Source organism: Raoultella sp. T31 (assembly GCF_002806725.1).
Taxonomy (GTDB): Bacteria; Pseudomonadota; Gammaproteobacteria; order Enterobacterales; family Enterobacteriaceae; genus Klebsiella; species Klebsiella electrica.
The window spans coordinates 66,045-84,890 of record NZ_PIBO01000007.1; the positions used below are offsets into that span (position 1 = coordinate 66,045).

Annotated in this window: 14 protein-coding genes, 1 tRNA gene and 3 pseudogenes; 6 read left to right on the forward strand and 12 right to left on the reverse strand. The window is 51.9% G+C overall.

The window, feature by feature from the left end; translation table 11 throughout:
- Window positions 1–3 precede the first annotated feature (3 nt).
- The 6 genes from citF to CWM52_RS07040 are packed head-to-tail and all read right to left on the reverse strand — an operon-like array spanning window position 4 to window position 5,989.
- Complete coding sequence (citF, locus tag CWM52_RS07015) at window positions 4–1,521, reverse strand: citrate lyase subunit alpha (protein ID WP_100683449.1); 1,518 nt, start codon at window positions 1,519–1,521, stop codon at window positions 4–6.
- 10 nt (window positions 1,522–1,531) lie between these two features.
- Entirely contained in the window at window positions 1,532–2,407 is an 876-nt protein-coding gene (gene citE / locus CWM52_RS07020) for a citrate (pro-3S)-lyase subunit beta (RefSeq protein ID WP_004867558.1), read from the reverse strand.
- Window positions 2,407–2,697, reverse strand: coding sequence for a citrate lyase acyl carrier protein (gene citD, locus CWM52_RS07025; protein ID WP_100683450.1), 291 nt, complete (start codon window positions 2,695–2,697; stop codon window positions 2,407–2,409). The genes citE and citD overlap by 1 nt, the downstream gene beginning before the upstream one ends.
- A gap of 16 nt (window positions 2,698–2,713) precedes the next feature.
- Window positions 2,714–3,733, reverse strand: a complete 1,020-nt coding sequence (gene citC / locus CWM52_RS07030; protein WP_100683451.1) for a [citrate (pro-3S)-lyase] ligase — start codon at window positions 3,731–3,733, stop codon at window positions 2,714–2,716.
- A gap of 13 nt (window positions 3,734–3,746) precedes the next feature.
- The gene (locus CWM52_RS07035; RefSeq protein WP_100683452.1) at window positions 3,747–4,610 is read right to left on the reverse strand and encodes a fumarylacetoacetate hydrolase family protein; all 864 of its coding nucleotides are present in this window, start codon (window positions 4,608–4,610) and stop codon (window positions 3,747–3,749) included.
- 17 nt (window positions 4,611–4,627) lie between these two features.
- The gene (locus CWM52_RS07040; protein WP_100683453.1) at window positions 4,628–5,989 is read right to left on the reverse strand and encodes a 2-hydroxycarboxylate transporter family protein; all 1,362 of its coding nucleotides are present in this window, start codon (window positions 5,987–5,989) and stop codon (window positions 4,628–4,630) included.
- Between the two features lie 347 nt (window positions 5,990–6,336).
- On the opposite strand from CWM52_RS07040, the gene CWM52_RS07045 reads away from it, so the two are divergent.
- Window positions 6,337–7,974 carry an ATP-binding protein gene (locus tag CWM52_RS07045; protein ID WP_100683454.1) on the forward strand — a complete coding sequence of 546 codons (1,638 nt, stop codon included), beginning with the start codon at window positions 6,337–6,339 and terminating at the stop codon, window positions 7,972–7,974.
- Window positions 7,964–8,656 carry a response regulator gene (locus CWM52_RS07050; RefSeq protein ID WP_100683455.1) on the forward strand — a complete coding sequence of 231 codons (693 nt, stop codon included), beginning with the start codon at window positions 7,964–7,966 and terminating at the stop codon, window positions 8,654–8,656. Before CWM52_RS07045 ends, CWM52_RS07050 begins: the two co-directional genes overlap by 11 nt.
- A gap of 43 nt (window positions 8,657–8,699) precedes the next feature.
- Here CWM52_RS07050 and CWM52_RS07055 read toward each other — a convergent pair whose 3' ends face one another.
- Window positions 8,700–10,856 carry an ornithine decarboxylase gene (locus CWM52_RS07055; protein ID WP_100683456.1) on the reverse strand — a complete coding sequence of 719 codons (2,157 nt, stop codon included), beginning with the start codon at window positions 10,854–10,856 and terminating at the stop codon, window positions 8,700–8,702.
- 436 nt (window positions 10,857–11,292) lie between these two features.
- Between CWM52_RS07055 and CWM52_RS07065 the strand changes: the two genes are divergently transcribed.
- The 3 genes from CWM52_RS07065 (at window position 11,293) to CWM52_RS07075 (ending at window position 13,417) form a co-directional block, all read left to right on the forward strand.
- On the forward strand, window positions 11,293–12,006 hold the full coding sequence (locus CWM52_RS07065) for a DUF554 domain-containing protein (protein WP_100683457.1): 714 nt from the start codon (window positions 11,293–11,295) through the stop codon (window positions 12,004–12,006).
- 105 nt (window positions 12,007–12,111) lie between these two features.
- A tRNA-Phe gene (locus CWM52_RS07070) sits at window positions 12,112–12,187 on the forward strand.
- 447 nt (window positions 12,188–12,634) lie between these two features.
- The gene (locus CWM52_RS07075) at window positions 12,635–13,417 is read left to right on the forward strand and encodes a type IV toxin-antitoxin system AbiEi family antitoxin domain-containing protein (protein WP_206057683.1); all 783 of its coding nucleotides are present in this window, start codon (window positions 12,635–12,637) and stop codon (window positions 13,415–13,417) included.
- Between the two features lie 17 nt (window positions 13,418–13,434).
- Here the strand turns inward: CWM52_RS07075 and CWM52_RS07080 are convergent.
- A pseudogene (locus CWM52_RS07080) lies at window positions 13,435–13,638 on the reverse strand (IS30 family transposase); the annotation flags it as partial.
- Between the two features lie 37 nt (window positions 13,639–13,675).
- Between CWM52_RS07080 and CWM52_RS07085 the strand changes: the two are divergent.
- Window positions 13,676–13,822 (forward strand): annotated as a pseudogene (locus CWM52_RS07085) (integrase core domain-containing protein); the annotation flags it as partial.
- Here CWM52_RS07085 and CWM52_RS07090 read toward each other — a convergent pair.
- The 4 genes and pseudogenes from CWM52_RS07090 to CWM52_RS07105 all read right to left on the reverse strand — a co-directional run.
- Window positions 13,814–14,163 (reverse strand): annotated as a pseudogene (locus CWM52_RS07090) (integrase core domain-containing protein); the annotation flags it as partial. The pseudogenes CWM52_RS07085 and CWM52_RS07090 overlap by 9 nt on opposite strands.
- Window positions 14,164–14,325: 162 nt before the next feature.
- Complete coding sequence (locus tag CWM52_RS07095) at window positions 14,326–15,633, reverse strand: cation:proton antiporter (protein WP_100683459.1); 1,308 nt, start codon at window positions 15,631–15,633, stop codon at window positions 14,326–14,328.
- A gap of 13 nt (window positions 15,634–15,646) precedes the next feature.
- Window positions 15,647–17,107: an amidase gene (locus CWM52_RS07100; protein ID WP_100683460.1), complete on the reverse strand. Its 1,461-nt coding sequence runs from the start codon at window positions 17,105–17,107 to the stop codon at window positions 15,647–15,649.
- Window positions 17,108–17,119: 12 nt separating this feature from the next.
- Window positions 17,120–18,820, reverse strand: a complete 1,701-nt coding sequence (locus CWM52_RS07105; RefSeq protein ID WP_100683461.1) for a tryptophan 7-halogenase — start codon at window positions 18,818–18,820, stop codon at window positions 17,120–17,122.
- Between the last annotated feature and the right edge of the window lie 26 nt (window positions 18,821–18,846).

Here is an 18,846-nt window from a genome sequence, read left to right on the forward strand (position 1 = left end):
TTGCTACTCCTTAACCTGACGCACGGTATCGATCACCCGCCCGTCGCGGTAGCGAATGACGCCGACAATTTTGTCGGTGAACTCAATCGGTCTGGGAACCCCGCAGAGCGAGATAGCCCGCGCATACAGTGCGTCGATATCGACGATGTTCATCCCGGCGGCAATCAGGCGCGCGCGGATCTCCGGTCGTGCCGGATTCACCGCAATGCCGTGGTCGGTGACCAGGACATCGATGCTTTCTCCCGGCGTCAGCCGCGTCGTCACCCGCTTCACTACCGTGGGAATGCGGCTACGCAGCAGCGGGGCGACGACAATCGTCAGGTTGGCCGCCGCCGCCACATCACAGTGACCGCCGGACGCCCCGCGCATGACGCCATCGGAACCGGTAATCACGTTAACGTTGAAATCGACGTCGATTTCCAGCGCGCTGAGAATAGCCACGTCCAGCTGGTCGCAGCTCGCCGCCTTGCTGCCCGGGTTGGCATAAACGTTGGTGGAGATCTCCACGTGATTGGGGTTGCGCGCCAGCGAAGCGGCCGCCTGACCGTCGAAGCACTGGGTATCGAGCAGCTTTTCAATCAGCCCCTTCTCATGCAGATCCACCAGACTGCCGGTAATGCCCCCCAGCGCAAAACGGGCTTTCACGCCGCTGCGCTCCATCTTCTCCTCCATAAAGCGGGTGCAGGCGGTGGCCGCCGCGCCGGAACCGGTCTGCATGGAGAAGCCGTTACGGAAATAACCGGCATGCTCAATCACATCCGCCGCATAGCGGGCGATCATCAGTTCACGCGGATTGCTGGTGACGCGCGCCGCGCCGACGCTGATCTTCGCCGGGTCACCCACGCTATCCACCTGCACAATGTAATCCACCTGATCCTGCATCAGGCTGGCGGGCATATTGGGGAACGGCACCAGCTCTTCCGTCAGCAGCACCACTTTATGGGCAAAGTGCGCATCGACCATCGCATAGCCGAGCGAACCACAGCAGGAGCGCCCGTGGGTGCCGTTGGCATTGCCGAATTCATCGCTGCACGGTACCCCGAGAAACGCGACGTCAATGTTCAGCTCACCATCCTGTAATAATTTCACCCGCCCGCCGTGGGAATGGATCTGCACCGGCTCATCCATCACGCCGTGGGAGATAGCCTCCGCCAGTTTCCCGCGCATCCCGGAGGTATAAATGCGGCGAATCACCCCGCTCTGGATATGTTCGATAAGCGCATCGTTACAGGTCATCAGTGAACTGGAAGCCAACGTCAGGCCTTTAAAACCCATTTGCGCCAGCTGCGCCACCACGCTGTTAATCACCCGATCGCCTTCACGGAAAGCATGGTGAAAAGAGATAGTCATTCCATCCTGCAGGCCGCTGCGCGCCACCGCCTCCTCGAGGGATTCACACAGCTTACGACGATGTTTTTCCTCCACGTCGGCCAGCCATGGCGTGGCGCTGAGGGCAGAATCAAACGGTTTTAAATCCCGCAGATGGGGGAAGGTCGCATGGAGAAGTTCTGTCTGGTTCATTGTTTTATCCTTAACGGCGCACGCCGGAGGCGGCCGCGCGTTCCAGCACTCTCTGTGCGTGGTTAATTATCGGGGCGTCGACCATTTTGCCGTTGAGCGAGACCACGCCCAGGCCATTGCGTTCCCCCTCCTGCGCGGCCTCAATCACTAACTGCGCGTGTTCGACCTCCTGCCGGGTTGGCGCATACGCATTGTGCAGCAGGTCAATCTGACGCGGGTTAATCAACGATTTGCCGTTAAAGCCCATCTTGCGGATCAACTCGACTTCGCGCAGGAATCCGGCTTCGTCGTTCACATCTGACCACACCACGTCAAAGGCATCGATACCGGCTGCCCGCGCGGCGTGCAGTACCGCACAGCGGGCGTAGAACAGTTCGGTGCCGTCGCTGCGTTCGGTCTGCATGTCCATCACATAATCAAAGGCCGCCAGCGCAATGCCAATCAGCCGCGGGGAACGGCGGGCAATGGCGACGGCGTTAATGACGCCAACGGCCGACTCAATCGCCGCCATGATGCGGGTGGAACCCACTTCGCGCCCGCAGTCGCGCTCGATACGCACCAGGTGGCTTTCCAGTTCGTCGATATCTTCCGGGGTATCGGTTTTCGGCAATCGGATCACGTCCACGCCAGCCCGTACGGCAGCTTCCAGATCCAGCAAGCCAAACGGCGTGCTAAGCGGGTTAATGCGTACCACGGTTTCGATATCCTGATACATCGGGTGCTGGAGCGCATGCCAGACCAGCAGGCGCGCGCTGTCTTTCTCGCGCAGCGCCACCGCGTCCTCAAGATCGAACATGATCGAATCCGGACGATAGATAAAGGCGGTAGAGAGCATGGCTGCGTTAGCGCCCGGCAGGAATAACATGCTACGACGGAGCCTGTTCATCACAGTGTCCTCCAGTCGATATGCGGCTCATCGGCGGCGCGCAGCACCGCGCTTTGCAGGCGCGCGCGAATGACGCAATCCAGCGCGCCTTTGTCTTCGATGATAATCAATCCCTGCCGCACCGCCATGGCGCGCAGCGTTTCCTCAACCACCTGACGAATCTGTTCGCCAAACTGCTTTATCACTTCACTGTGGATGACAATCTCCAGCTCGCCGTCGGCGGGGGCGATTTTCACCATCAGGTCGCTGGACTCCTGGGTACCGGCCAGCGCCTCCCTTACAATTTTCATGGTCGTTTCCTGATAATTAAGCGACTTCCGCGCTGTAGTGCGCTTCGAGATGCGCGAAAGTGGATTCCGGGACAATGTCCCGAATACGAGAATACTGTTCTGTCTTCAGTAAACGGCGGACTTCCGAGGCCGAAATGGCGCTCCCTGCCACCTTGATGCGCGGCATCTCCACCACGTCGATGCTGCCAGCCAGCCGTTCATGCAGCGTCTGGTTGTACTGACGGGTGATATCGCAAAACGGCTCGGAGCCGATAAAACGATGGGTAATGCCGAGAGCGGGCGCGATGTAGTCGCGAAAGATCAGCACGTCGATTTCGCTCCACGCCTGCTGCACTTTTCCGCTCTCTTTGAGGAAGTAGGCCGGAAAAGTGGCGCGCGAGATGATGTACTGCGAGCCCTCGTGTACGGAGACATTCGCCAGATGCGCCACCCCGGCCCGTACCATCTCCAGACGCGCGGCGAACGGAAAGAAGGAGGCATCTTCACGTACCACAAACAGGTGCAGCCAGTCGCCGCGTGCCGCCGCGTGTTCCACCAGATGGCGGTGGCCAAGCGTGAACGGATTCGCGTTCATGACAATCGCCCCGATATTCTGGCCGGGCCGGCGCAGAGCGCGCAGCGAACGGCAGTAGCGGGCGATGCCCTGCGGCGTGTTCTCCATCAATACCGCGTTATTGCCACTGCGGGCGACAGGCCAGAAGCCGCTGCGGGTAAAGCGCTCCTCGTTACAGGGCCGGGTGCAGAGGAAGAGATGAAAATGGCCACGCGCGAGGGCGACGTTTTCCACTTCCGCCAGCAGCCGCGCGCTGAGATTCACACCGCGCAGCCGCTCATCGACCGCCACGCATTTGATAACGTTGGCGGCCAGCCCCGCGCAGCCCACCAGTTGCCTTGCGCACCAGGCTTCAACAAACAGCGTAATATCGTTGTCCATCCCCAGACCGCTGTCCGTCAGCAGGTAACGAATCTGGCTCAGACGTTCCGGGTGTTGGGCGACTTCCGTGAAACGAAAGTCGATAGCGGGTTGCGAGTCCATCATCACGCCTTACTCAATGTGCCGTCGTCAGCGGGTTGGCTGGCGCTTCCATGATCACATTGCTGAGATGGCCAATATGCTCAATCTCAACCTCAATGCGATCGCCCTCCTGCATAAACAGCGGCGGATTACGCTTTTTACCCACCCCACCCGGCGATCCGGTGATGATCACATCGCCCGGGCTTAAGCGGGTGAAGGTGCTGATGTACTCGATCAGCTCCGCCACCTTGTGGATCATGCTGCTGGTGTTGTCATCCTGCACCATGCGGCCGTTCAGCCAGGTGCGGATCGTCAGTTGATGCGGATCCGGGATCTCATCAGCGGTCGCCATCCACGGGCCGAATGCGCCGGTCTGCCGCCAGTTTTTCCCCGCGGTAAACCAGCTGTGCTGCCAGTCGCGTGCGGAGCCATCCATGTAGCAGCTGTAGCCGGCAACATGGCGCAGCGCCTCCTCGCGGCGGATGTTCTCGCCGCCTTTGCCGATAATCACCGCCAGCTCGCCTTCGTAGTCAAATTCGCGGGAATGGCGCGGTTTCAATACCGGCGCGTTGTGCGCCGTCTGGGAATCGGCAAAGCGGACAAACAGCGTCGGCGCCGGGTTGTGCTGATCGAACTCTTTGCGCTTATCGGCATAGTTCATCCCCACGCAGAGGATCTTTTCCGGCTGTTCAATCACCGGCAGGAAGGTGACGGCCTCCATCGGCACATCCACCGCGTCATGGAGATAACGGGTGGCCTCCGCCAGCCCGTTGCCTTGCAACAGCGCCTTGAGGTCGCTGTTGCGGTCGCCGAGACGGCGACCTAAATCAATGATGCCTTCCGCTTTGACGATGCCGAAGCTGCGGACGCCCTGATAGATAAAGCTTGCGAGTTTCATTGTTGTTTCCTGAAAACTTAAACGAGGAAGTTGCCCAGAATCAGCAGCGAGATTGAGACGTTAATCGCACCGCCGATACGGGTGGCAATCTGGGCGAACGGCATCAGGCTCATACGGTTGCCGGCGGTCAGAATCGCCACATCGCCGGTTCCGCCCTGTCCGCTCTGGCAGCAGGAGACGATGGCGACATCAATCGGGTGCATGCCAATCTTTTTGCCGACGAAGAAACCGGTCGCCACCAGCGCAGAGACGGTGCTGATAATCACCAGCAGGTTACTGACGGTGAAAGCGGCGACCAGTTCGTGCCACGGGGTGATAGCCACGCCGACGGCAAACAGGATGGGATAGGTCACAGAGGTCTGGAAGAATTTGTAGACCACCTGCGAACCTTCAAGAATGCGCGGGGAGACGCCGTTAAACAGCTTCACCAGCACCGCCATAAACAGCATGCCAACCGGTGCAGGCAGACCAATCAGCTTGTGACCCAGCATCCCCAGCATATACAGCAGTACCGCCAGCAGCGCGCCGGAGGCAATGGTGGTGACGTCGACTTTTCCGGAGGAGGCAGGCTGTGCAGCGGTTTCATCGCTATTCGCGCGGTTGGGCATCAGCTGGCCTTCACCGGTCAGGTGCGGATAGCGTTTGCCAAGTTGGTTCAGACAGCCGGAGATGATAATGGCGGTGAGGCCGCCGAGCATCACCATCGGCAGGACGCGTCCCAGCGCCACGCCCTGATCCATATGCAGCAACGTCGCATAGCCTATCGAGAGCGGGATCGCCCCTTCGCCCACGCCGCCCGCCATGATCGGCAGGATGATGAAGAAGAAGATCTGGAACGGTTCAAGGCCGAGCGCCAGCCCCACGCCCATGCCGACGATCATGCCGACAATTTCACCGCACAGCATCGGGAAGAAGATGCGCAGAAAGCCCTGGATCAGCACCGTGCGGTTCATACTCATGATGCTGCCGACAATAATGCAGCAGATGTAGAGGTAGAGAATATTGGTGGATTTGTAGAATTTGGTGGTGGACTCCACCACCACATCCGGCAGCAGGCCATAGTAGACCAGCGCCGAAGGGATGAAGGTCGCGCAAATCGCCGCCGCGCCGAGTTTGCCGACGATCGGCAGGCGTTTACCGAACTCGCCGCAGGCAAAACCAAAAAACGCCAGCGTGGCAACCATCACCACGATATCGCTCGGCAACTTCCCTCCCAGACAATCGATGGCGATAAGCAGCCCGGCAAGAACAAACAGCGGTAAAGGAATGATCCCCACTTTCCAGCTATCCATAATATGCCACCAGCGCTCTTTGAACGAAGGTTTGTGAATATCAATTGGGTCCTGAGTAACAGAGAAAGAATCGTCAGTCGTGCTCATAATTAAGCCCCTTGGTTATTTTGTGCAGGCAGCTTAATGTGCCCAAAGCAGACTTAATGTGAGGAGCAGCATATTAAAACCGAAACTTTAATGGGGGCTATGGTTTTAATGGTTTCTTTTATTTTATGTGATTCACAGTTTATTTATTAGCGTGGTTTTTATGGTTTATTTTCTAAACTGAACAAACGAATAACATTTATTAACGTAAATTTAAGATATGCTCCGACAGCGATATTTTCGGCGTACCGGGCGCTTGTGCAAAGGATCACAAGTTTCCGGCAAAGCAGATGCCAGCCGGAAAAAAGATGATATATTAGCCACTTCCATTGATAGCCTGCGTGATAGCGATGAAAATGTCATTTCAAATAAAGCTGTTCATTTCACTGACGGCCTTTTTCTCAGTACTGTTGGTGCTGTTGGGAGGCTATTATTATATTGATGTTGAAAAGCAGCTGTATATGGAAATGAGTACGCGGGCAAAAATACAAGCAGAAGAAATCGCCATCATCCCTGTATTACGCGAAAATATCGCCAGAAAGGATATTCCTGCAATCACTAATTTTATGCAAAAAATAGCGGCGCGCAGCGACGCCAGTTTTATTGTCGTCGGCGATAACCAGGGCCGTCATTTGTTTCATTCGGCCTTCGCCGACCGGGTCGGCACTCTGCTTGTCGGCGGCGATAACGAGGAGGTGCTGAAGGGCGAAACCACCACCACCATTCGCCAGGGCGGTCTGGGGATTTCGCTGCGCAGCAAAGCACCTGTCTTCAGCGAAGATGGTCAGGTGGTGGGTATTGTTTCCGTGGGCTATCTCACCAGCTACCTTGATACCATCACCGTCAGTAAAGCCGTCAATATCCTGATCGCTGCCATTTTACTGCTCGTGGCCCTGTTTGTGTTCTCGTGGTTTTTCACCCGCAGCATTAAGAAGCAAATTTTCTCGCTGGAGCCGCGTGAAATCGGCCTGCTGGTGCGCCAGCAAAAGGCGATGATGGAGTCTATCTACGAAGGGGTGATCGCTATCGATGACCATTTGCGGATCGAGGTGATCAACCAGGCGGCGCGGAAGCTGCTGGGCCTGAACCAACCCGCCCGACAGCTCCGCGGACAGCCGATCGGCCAGGTGATCGCCCCCGTCCCCTTCTTCTCTCCGCCAACGATGTTGCAACGGGACACGCATGATGAGATCTGTCGGTTCAACGATCTGACGGTGATCGCCAGCCGCGTACGAATCATGCTGGAAAATTCGCTGCAGGGCTGGGTGATTACCTTTCGCGATCGCAATGAGATAGACACCCTCAGCGCCCAGCTCAGCCAGGTGAAACGCTACGTCGACAATCTGCGCATCATGCGCCACGAGCAGCTCAACCGCATGACCACCCTCTCCGGCCTGCTGCATATGGGGCGCTATGAGGAAGCCATCCACTCTATTCAGGCCCAGTCAGAACATGCCCAGGAGCTGCTGGACTTTATCTCGTCGCGCTTTCATTCACCAACGCTGTGCGGTCTGCTGCTAGGCAAGGCCTCCCGCGCCCGCGAAAAAGGGGTGCAACTCAGCTTCGATCCGACCTGCCGGATGGAAAGACCCTTCGGACAACTTGCCGAATCAGAGCTGATTTCAATTATCGGCAACCTGCTGGATAACGCCATTGAGGCGACGCAGCGCGCGCCGCTGCCGCACGAGCCGGTAGAGGTGCTGATCAAGCTGAATGCGCAAGAGCTGATCGTCGAAGTGGCCGATCGGGGGGTCGGCATTACGCCCGACTTGCGCGAGCGGATATTTGAGCGCGGCATCACCACCAAAACCTGCGGCGACCACGGTATCGGGCTGTACCTGATCGACAGCTATGTCAGCCAGGCTGGCGGGGCGATCGAAGTCGCCGACAATATGCCCCGCGGCGCGATTTTTTCACTGTTTATTCCCGCCACGGGAACCGCCTGGCGCCCGGAACGGGAACTGGAAGAGACCGACTATGCAACATGAACTTATCGATGTACTGATCGTGGAAGACGAGCACGCCCTGGCGCTGCTGCATGCGGAGCTGATTGGCAAACATCCGGGACTGCGGCTGGTGGGCATTGCCTCATCCCTGGCCGACGCGCAGACGCAAATTGAGAGTAAGCGACCGCAGCTGGTGCTGCTGGATAACTACCTGCCGGACGGAAAAGGAATCACGCTTATCGATAATGCGATGCTGGCACGTACCCACTGTTCGGTCATTTTTATCACTGCCGCCAGCGATATGGATACCTGTAGCCTGGCTATCCGCAACGGCGCATTCGACTACATCCTCAAGCCGGTATCGTGGAAGCGTCTGAACCAGTCGCTTGAGCGCTTTATGCAGTTTGCTGAACAGCAGCGGGTATGGAAGATTGTCGATCAGCAAAACGTGGATTCCCTGTATCAACTGCAGGCGAAAAACTACCGCCAGGATAGCGGCAGCAAAGGCATCGAGGGGAATACGCTGGCGCGGGTGCAAAATCTCTTTAGCCACCATACGCTGCGCTGCTTTTCGGTGGATGAAGTCGCGAGTGCGACGGGGCTGAGTAAAACCACCGCCCGCCGCTATCTGGAACACTGCGTGGAGAGCGGTTTTCTCAGCGTGGAGATGCAATACGGCAAGATTGGCCATCCGCGCAGAATGTACCGACATAGCGCGGGCTGAGCCGCCGCCCCTCTCCCGACACTTCGCGGGAGAGGGGCCGGTATTAAGAAAGGCGCACAGCCGCCTGGTTCAGGACATAGCCATACAGCCGCTTGATGCCGTCAGAGTCCGTCTCGCTATAGACCCCCTGCAGCTCGGGTGAAAAACCGGGCAGCATGTTGACGCCCTCTTCCAGCGCCAGGAAATAGCGCAGCACCGCGCCGCCCCAGATTTCTCCCGGCACCACGCACAGCACGCCCGGCGGATAGGGCAGCGCCCCTTCAGCGGCAACCCGGCCTTCCGCCTCGTTTAACCGTACCAGCTCAACGTTGCCGCGAATAAACTCGCGGTTGGCATCCTGCGGGTTCATCACCACGCGCGGGAAGCTGTGCTTACGGAACATCTCTTTTTGCAGATCCTTCACGTCGAAGCTGACGTACAGATCATGCATCTCCTGGCACAGCTCGCGGAGGGTGTAATCGCGATAGCGCACCGGATATTTGTTATAGATAGTCGGCAGCACGTCGGCGAGCGGCGTATCGGCTTCGATGTGCTGTTCAAACTGCGCCAGCATCGCCACCAGGCGGGCCATTTTTTCCGTACTCTCGGCCGGCGTGAGCAGGAACAGGATCGAGTTCAGATCGCACTTCTCCGGCACAATGCCATTCTCGCGCAGGTAGTGCGCCAGAATGGTCGCCGGGATGCCAAACCCGGTATATTCGCCGCTTTCGGCATCAATGCCCGGGGTAGTCAGCAGCAATTTACACGGATCGACAAAGTACTGCTCGCTGGCATAACCGTCAAAACCGTGCCAGCGGGCGCCCGGTTCAAAGCTGAAGAAACGCCGCTCGCGGGCAATCGTCTCGGTAGGATAATCCTGCCACGGGCGCCCCGCCACTACCGGCGGGATAAACGGCTGAATCATTTTGCAACTGGCGATGATCGCCTTGCGCGCTTCAATCCCCTGCACCACGCATTCCGCCCACAGTCGGCGGCCGCTCTCTCCTTCGTGGATTTTAGCGTTCACGTCCAGCGCCGCAAACAGCGGGTAAAACGGGCTGGTAGAAGCATGCAGCATAAAGGCGTTATTTAGCCGCTTATGCGGACAGAATCGCGCCTGGCCGCGCAGGTGGTTATCTTTTTTATGGATCTGCGACGTTTGCGAGAACCCCGCCTGCTGCTTATGCACCGACTGGGTAACAAAAATGCCCGGATCGTTTTCATTCAGATCCAACAGCAGCGGCGAGCAGTCGGCCATCATCGGAATAAACTGTTCATAGCCTACCCACGCGGAATCAAACAGAATGTAGTCGCACAGGCCGCCGATTTTATCCACTACCTGACGGGCGTTGTAGACCGTTCCGTCATAGGTGCCCAGTTGAATGACCGCCAGGCGGAACGGCCGCGGCGTATCGGCTTTTTCCGGCGCCACTTCCCGAATCAGATTACGCAGGTAGTGTTCATCAAAACAGTGGTCATCGATGCCGCCGATAAAGCCAAACGGGTTTCGCGACGCTTCGAGATAGACCGGGGTGGCCCCCGCCTGAATCAGCGCGCCATGGTGGTTGGATTTATGGTTGTTGCGGTCGAACAACACCAGGTCGCCGCGCGTCAGCAGCGCATTACACACGACTTTATTCGCCGCCGAGGTGCCGTTGAGGACAAAATAGGTTTTGTCGGCATTAAAGACCCTGGCCGCGAACTTCTGCGCGTGCTTCGCCGAGCCTTCGTGGATCAGCAGGTCCCCAAGTTTCACATCGGCATTACACATATCGGCACGAAAGACGTTCTCGCCAAAGAAGTCAAAAAACTGGCGGCCCGCCGGGTGTTTTTTAAAGAACGCGCCGTGCTGATGCCCCGGGCAGGCAAAGGTGCTGTTGTCCATCTCGACGTACTGCGTCAGGGTATTGAAGAACGGCGGGAGCAGATTCTCTTCATAGTTGCAGGCGGCGGCCTCCAGTTCGAGCCACTCCTGCTCCTTCCCGCCGATCATCGCCGTCACGCCGTCTGGCTTTTCCATGTCGCTATCGGTCAGCAGATAGACCGGCAGGTTAAAGCCACTGCGTTTCAGCAGAGAGAGGATGCCGCTGCGGCTGTCCGCTGCGGTAATGACGACTGCCGCCACATCGGTAAAATCAGTACTGTCCAGCGCCACTACGCGGCGATGGGTAGAGAGATGAGAGACCAGCGCGTGGCTGGCGGCAATGTGCAGTGATTTCATTAGCGCGAATACCCGTTTCCGGAGAGTAAAAGGCTTCAGGCAAAGCGTTAATGCCTTGCCCAACGAAATGTCAGGGTCCGACTGGATTCCAGCTCCGACCGCCAGACATCAGTAAAAGCAGACCGGGTCCGATCTTACTGTTGTCCTGCAGTGAGCCTGCGCTGCCTTCACCGCATGAGGTGCAGGGAATCAGAATGCAGAGTAGCAAGATGAGACGGCTTACGCATCCGCGTACAGCGGCAATGATGATGTACGGAGGGGGAGATCATCGGCGGCCTCATCGCTGAAGAGAAGAAAATTCGCGCAATAATGTCACCTTTGACATACCTGCGCAAGATGAAATCTGTATGCAAATACGATACGTATTTGCAGGCCTTTACCCTGCTTTCGGGTCATAATAATGCCGTTGTCAGGGATAATTTACAGGAGCACTGCTGTGGTGACAGGACCTTTTATTAATGCCGGCGCGGTCCTTTTAGGCGGCGTACTGGGCGCGCTGTTAAGTCAGCGGTTGCCGGAGCGGATTCGGACATCGATGACCTCTATTTTTGGTCTGGCCTCATTGGGGATTGGTATTTTGCTGGTAGTGAAATGCGCCAACCTGCCGGTGATGGTGCTCTCCACGCTGGTCGGCACGTTGTTTGGCGAAGCCTGCAATATGGAAAAAGGCATCAATACCGTGGTCAGCAAGCTGCAGCAGTGGCTCACGCCGACAGGTAAAAAAAAGGCGCAGTTGAATACGTCATTTATTCAGAGCTATGTCGCCATTATTGTTCTGTTCTGCGCCAGCGGTACCGGAATTTTCGGCGCCATGCGCGAAGGGATGACCGGCGATGCCAGCATTCTGATCGCCAAAGCTTTCCTCGACTTTTTCACCGCCACGATTTTCGCCTGCACGCTGGGGTTTGCCGTTTCAGCCATTTGCGTACCAATGCTGCTCATCCAGCTCACGCTGGCGGCCTGCGCGTCGCTGATCATGCCGCTCACCACGCCGATGATGATGGCCGATTTCAGCGCCGTCGGCGGCATGCTGCTGCTGGCGACCGGGCTGCGCATCTGTGGAATTAAGATGTTTGCGGTGGTGAACATGCTGCCGGCCCTGCTTCTGGCAATGCCGATTTCAGCGGCCTGGACGCTTTTTTTCACCTGAAAATGGGTGCTTTTAATTCAAACTGGTGATAGATTGTGCAGTCTGCATCGATTTGAATAAATTTCGTTGACGAAGCGAGGCGAATCGGTTTTAATGCGCCCCGTTGCCCGGATAGCTCAGTCGGTAGAGCAGGGGATTGAAAATCCCCGTGTCCTTGGTTCGATTCCGAGTCCGGGCACCACTATTTAAAGAAACCAGCCTACGGGCTGGTTTTTTGCTTTCTGCAATACGGACTCTCCATCGAACTTCGTTCGATTATTCGCGGCGAGCCGCTCACTGGAATTGCCCCTGCTAAAACGGACACAGCGAATTAACTGCTAAATATTCACGCGGTGATTTCATGTTCGGCCCCTTAATGCGGATACTGGTTATTAAATAGCCGGGTTGCATAGACAGCGCAGCAAAACGAGACTTTTCTTCGGCAATATAACGGCGTCGCTTCTGCTCGCCAGTGGGCACTTCGATTCTTTGCACAAGACACGCCGTAAACATGGGTCTATGGCTGTGTCTTATTGATGAAGTGTCCGGTTTAAATGGGGTGACTACATTAGTCAAAAACCTGTACCTGATGAATATAAGCACTACATTAGTTTAATAACTTATCAAAATGTCCATTAAGAGGCGACATTTGGCAAACTATCTAAACTGGTTGATGCAGAACACCCTCCCCGGTCAGGTGTTGCTTCAGTCATGGCTTACCCGCAACGGCATAAACCGTAAGCTCTCTTACCTCTATGTCCAGAAGGGCTGGCTCAGGCGAATCGCACACGGCGTATACTACCGGACGGGCCGTGAGCCGGACTGGGTAGACGCGGTTTACTGCCTGCAAAGGCAGTGGGGAAAACCGGTTCGCGTGGCGGGACTGACCAGCCTTGCACTACAGGGCCTGGCTCACTATACCGAGCCAGGCAGACAACAAATTTGGCTCGCACTCCCGGCTTACGTCAAACTGCCGGGATGGTTTGTCGCCTTTAAGCAATCCGCGACGTTTGTCACACTGTATACCTCTGGCCTCACCGTCGATATAACACCATTCGCGACACAACTTAAAATCGGTGACCGACTGTTAACGGGCAGTGCCCCGGAACTGGCCGCATATGAGATCGCCTGCAGCGTTCCTTCGTCGATCTCGTTTGAGCATGCCGATGTTCTGTTTCAGGGAATGAATCTTCTCAGACCGCGTAAATTGCAGGCACTGCTCTGCGCCAGTCATTCGGTTAAAACCAACCGGGTGATGCTCTATCTTGCCCGACGCAATGCGCATCCTTATTTTCAGTATTTCAATCAAAGCGTTATAGAAACAGGTACGGGAAAGCGGCAAATCGTTCCCGGGGGCTGGCTGGAGCTGGATTATCAAATCACCGTTCCCCGCGCATTTAAAACGGAAGGAGTCGAAGATGGCTCTGCGTGACAGTTATGCCCGACAGGTCTTTCATCAAGCGAAAGCGCTAACCGGTGCCGCTTTCGCACGTGAGGACGGTAGCCGCCTGTCTGGTGGATAGTGGGCATAATGGAAGAATGATATCTGTCGAACATTCTGGCAATATCATGTAGATAATCACCTTGCTTATATCTGTCCCAGATAATTGCCTTCTGCTCTGGCGTGTAGTTAATCCGAGTTCTTCGTTTCATGGCAACGTCCCCCCTTGATTAAGGATAGCGTTGCATCGACCCATTGAACTCACAGCCAAAAGCGGACAGCCAGATGGCGTTGATAAATCTGGCAGTGGCGTTCAGCTATTACAATGAACATCATCCGCACAGTGCGCTGGGATACCGCTCACCACGGGAATATATACGCAGAAAGTTATCGTAACCATAAGAGAGAAAAAGCGTCTGGATATAAAGGGTCAAATCCAACGGCATCAGAGTATGACATTTTTTCAGCAAGTTCGAAGTAGCATTCCGTCGGAATTTTACGGTTGTGAGCGACATGAGGACGTTTCCAGTTATAGCCATTCTGCCAGCCGCTCCTTCAGTTCATCAGCAGTGAGATCTACGGTAGCGTAAAACTCAGCTTTGCCTGTCTTTTGGGAACATTCGACTTTGCCATTAAGATGAGGAGAAGCTGGTTTATTTAGACGAAACTTGATGCTATATTATTTTCAATTTTCCCTGCACCTTAACGGCAAAGAAATCTCTCCCCTGGTCGGCCTGTCAGTACCTCAAGGCTTGACACAATTACGATAGTCATTATCTCCGGTTAATGCCGGTACTAGACCGGCTTGAATTTCGAAGTGAGTGATTATTATTCAGGTCCAGTTCAATAAAGCCAGATACCTCATTTTTCAGCTTCGCTCCCACCGAGCCTTATTATAGCTAATGCGGCAGGACAGTTTGTGCTGCCTGTGGGCTATTATCCTTATTTCTAAGTAATACCTTGAGAATAGGAGTAATCATAAACGTGCTGGCGACAGCCATAATAACCAGCATTGTAAATATTTTCTGCGGCAATAAACCTAGATCGTAGCCAACATTTAGTACAATTAGTTCCATTAAAGCTCGCGTATTCATGGAAAACCCAATAATAAGTGAATTTTTATGCGTTTCACCGACAAACCGGCTTACCAAATAGGTACCACCAAACTTACCAACGAAAGCAAGAAGACAAATAGTTATACAAAGCATAATATCCGAAGGATCGGACAACAAACTAATATTAGTTTTTAAACCAGTATAAGCAAAAAAGAGTGGAAGAAAAAAGATGTTCACGAAACGACCAATTGTAGCATTCCAGGCATGGACAAAGTCTCTATTCTTATGCAAGCTCAAACCGAAAATAAAGCCACCGATAATGGCATACACGCCCAAGTAACTGGTAACAATAGCACTCATAAGCAGACCTAAAACAATATAAAATATAATAATGGAGTTTATGTATTGAGCATTTTTTAGTGTTTTTTTAATGTATGGTGATAATAATCGGCTACCAATAAAGAAAACTACTATGCTAAAAAGAATTAATAGCGAAATGCTTTGCATAACGATAAGGCCATTAAAGCTTGATGTGACTAAAGCGGTAATTATTCCTAATAGCAACCAACCTATTACGTCATCAATTGCTGCCGCGCTAATAATAATTGCTGCAGTTCGAGTTTCTGAGTAATTAAGCTCCATAAATATTCGACCTAAAATTGGGATCGCAGTAATCGACATGGCGACAGAAAAAAACAGCTTAAAGCCGAGAAGATCTGGCTTCGGAGCGGGAAGTAATTGCCAAAAATAGTTGGCAGTGAAAAGACCAATGACAAATGGGAAAATAATGCCAGCGGCACTGATGAGTATAAATGTAGAACCTTTTCCTTTTAGCTGACGTGAAAAATCAAATTCCATTCCTATTTGGAACATCAGAAAAATCAATCCTATTTGCGACAATCCAATAAACGCAATAGAGGTATCGCTAATAAAAATGATACTAAATACATCAGGAAACAATGAGGCTAAAAAACTAGGGCCAAGCAATATACCTGCAAGTATCTCTCCGGCGACGTTAGTTTGCCATAATAGCTTTCGTGCCAAAAAACTAACTATTTTGGAGAATGTTAATATAATGACGATTTGAATAAGAATAAAAAAAATAATATGCTCCGCATGAGAGCCTAACGACATTGAATTTTCTGCATTCATAATGATTATCCATTTATATCATATTAGGTAGTTTCCAACCACCTAACTTTTTTTCTAAATAACATGCTAGTGATATAGGTAGGTGATCGCACCCATGAGCACCGGCAATTTGAATAGATACAGGGAAGTTATCAGCCGAAAATGACACTGGAATACTTGTAGCGGGTAACTCTAATACATTAAATAAAGCTGTGTACAAAAAATCAAAGGGTGAAATATAACTTCCGTTGTGCTTAATTGCAGTCGTAGGGTAAGTGGGTAATAATAAGACACTTTTGTTATCCAGATAAGTATTTAGTTGTAAGCTAATTCTGTTTTTTATGTAAAGAAATTGAACATATGTTTTTTTATTTAGACTAGCTATTTTCTCCATGAAAAGTAGTAGCAATGTGCTTAACATCATCTTTTTGTTACCTGATATCATGGAATACATTTCAGCCATTAAAGAGTGATCTTTGTTGACGGCTGAATGTAAGGTGATATTTTTTGCGGTTAGCATAATATCAAACCATAGTTCGCAAGCGTCCGCTAGAAAAGGCAGGTGGCAGGGAATGATTTCAGCCCCCTCTTTTTCTAATACAGACGCGACAGAGTACAAATTATGTTTGATGTTAGACGCGACTGATTTCTGCAACGGATGAAGTTTGTCTTCAAGAAGATAGACTTTTATCCCTTTTAACGAATCAAGTTGTTGGTGGCAGTCAAAATTACCATTAATATTTTCATCTATACCGTCAGGTCTGCTGATGATTTTTAATAACGGTAGCAAATCTTCAGCTTTTCTGCACAGTGGCCCCATTGCGAAAAAACGGGCAATAAACTGTGCAGAAGGGTACTGACTGGAATATCTGTCAAGAGGGAAATGCCCGCTCATGGGTACAAATTTACTGGAAGGCTTATGACCAAAAACACCACAGTGCGCAGCCGGAATTCTGACGGAGCCACCGCCATCGGTTCCTAAGGCAAAGGGGACTCCACCTGCGCTTACAATAGCGGCATCCCCCCCGCTACTGCCCCCGGAAGTATGCTCTTGGCTGTAAGGGTTTGAGGTTTTGCCATAAATAACGTTAGCGCATTCGGGCCATAATGCCAGCTCAGAAAGGTTTGTTTGTCCAATGAGAATGGCACCTGCGTTTAACAGTCGTTCTACTGCTGTTGCATGCTTATTAGCAATGTCGGTTCGACGATAATAAGAGCCATAGGTATTGGGCAAACCCTTTACAGCAATACTTTCTTTCACGGTAAAGGGGACGCCAAACAGCGGTTTATCTTGCTTGATGGATGTTACACGGTCGAATTCTTTGGCTTGCACCAAGGCTTTCTCATATTGTGGAGCTATAATCGCATTAATATTAGCATTGACTCGTTGAGTCTGGTTAATATGACTGGAAACAACCTCATATACCGATATTTGCCGTGAAGAAATTAGGCGCGATATTTCTATCGCGCTCATTTGAATGTACTCTTTTATCATAAAGTGGCTCGATTAATCTGTATTCTTATCAAAATTAAGAAACTCGCCATTTTGGCCAAATGGTGTAGCATTAGAGTTATTTGGCTCATGATATTTAACCATCTCGTGAGAAAAAAGACAGACAGATATCATTCTAAAAAGGTCTGATAAGTTATCTCCTAAAGCAGAACACAGAACGGTCAAATGACGTTTATTTAATTGCCAGTGAATACGTCTTATTAATGATGTTCTCAGTGTAATCAGTCTCAAAAAATAACGAGCCAGCAATTTTTTACGTAACTTCTCATCAGCTCGATAGAGTTCAAAAGGAATATTTTTAGAGTAAAGATTAGGCGTACTGGTAAGGTCGATATCATTAACTTGCTCAGACAATATATCCAGGAGTTTTGGAAAGGGATAAGCCGCTTTATGCATCTCAACTGGCTGACGTTTAAACAGATCTGCGAAGACATTGATATGCCGCCCATCAAGGAAACCACCATTTATGAACGTCGGCAGTAACACATTAAAATAGGACATATTGTTCATTAGAAGTGTCCACGACATTTTTACTGGATCATGCATAAATTCGTACCATTTACCCCACGAGTCTTGTAGCGACAAAATAGCCTGAATATGCCTTTCATGGCAATCAATGTAGGTGTCGGTGAGATCACCCTCTCTGTCTTTACTGATTATTGCTGCAACTTGACAAATCATATGAGAGACATAGGAAAGGCCCAGACTATTTATCGGGTCGAACAAGAACGCGGCATCCCCGATAATGAACCAACCATCTTTGGAGTAATATTTTTTTGACTCATACATATAATCACGGTATCCGGTAATGTCGGGTAAATCTCCAGATAATGTATGTATTTCCCCGCTCTGAACCAGTTCTGTGATTATTGGATGATCCTTGCCAACCGCAACTAAAAAGTCATCATAAGTCTTGACAATATCACTACCTAACTCAGGGCGGTAGGTGTAGCCGATGCTCATCATCGTTTCACCGTCAGAGCTTCGCATTGGTATCATCCAGATCCAATAGCCTTTCCCGTAGAAATGATGGGTCACATAGTAGGGATCATAGCAGTGATGCTCATTTTTCAGCATATTTATCTTATCAAATATTGCCCGATCAAATTTCTTCAATCGGAACCAAAAACTACTTCTTTGATAGGCTGGAGCTTTCTCAAGACCGAGCTTTTTCACCAGGAAGCGCCGGGTTCCTGAGCAGTCAATAAACCAATCTGCATTCAGTGTGGTGGTTTCTCCATCAACCGTTTTCACATTGAGGATATGGTACTGCTGTTCTGGAGCCTTTAATGAGACGTCATGGACGGTGCCTTCAATGATTTTAATCTTTCTCCCGGCATTAACCTGACGCAAATCGTTATCGAACGTAAAACGATTTAAATTATAGGCAGGGAGGCGGATAACGCCGGGAGCCTCATGGACAACATAGTCATTATTTTCAGGGTCATTTTTCACTTTAAAATAATATGTTAACCCATATTTGTGATAATGCTTGTCTTCAAGTATTTTTCCCAATCCAAGCCCTTCAAAAAAATGGGTGGACAGTTCAACTGTTGATTCGCCAACAATTGCTCGGCGCTGCTCACTTTTACCTACAATTGTAATTTCCAACTCAGGTAATTTTTTGGAAATGTATAGTGCAGCTAAGTTCCCTACAATTCCATTACCGATGATAACTAGTTTATTCTTACCCATATAAATCCTTTTTATAACAAATCATG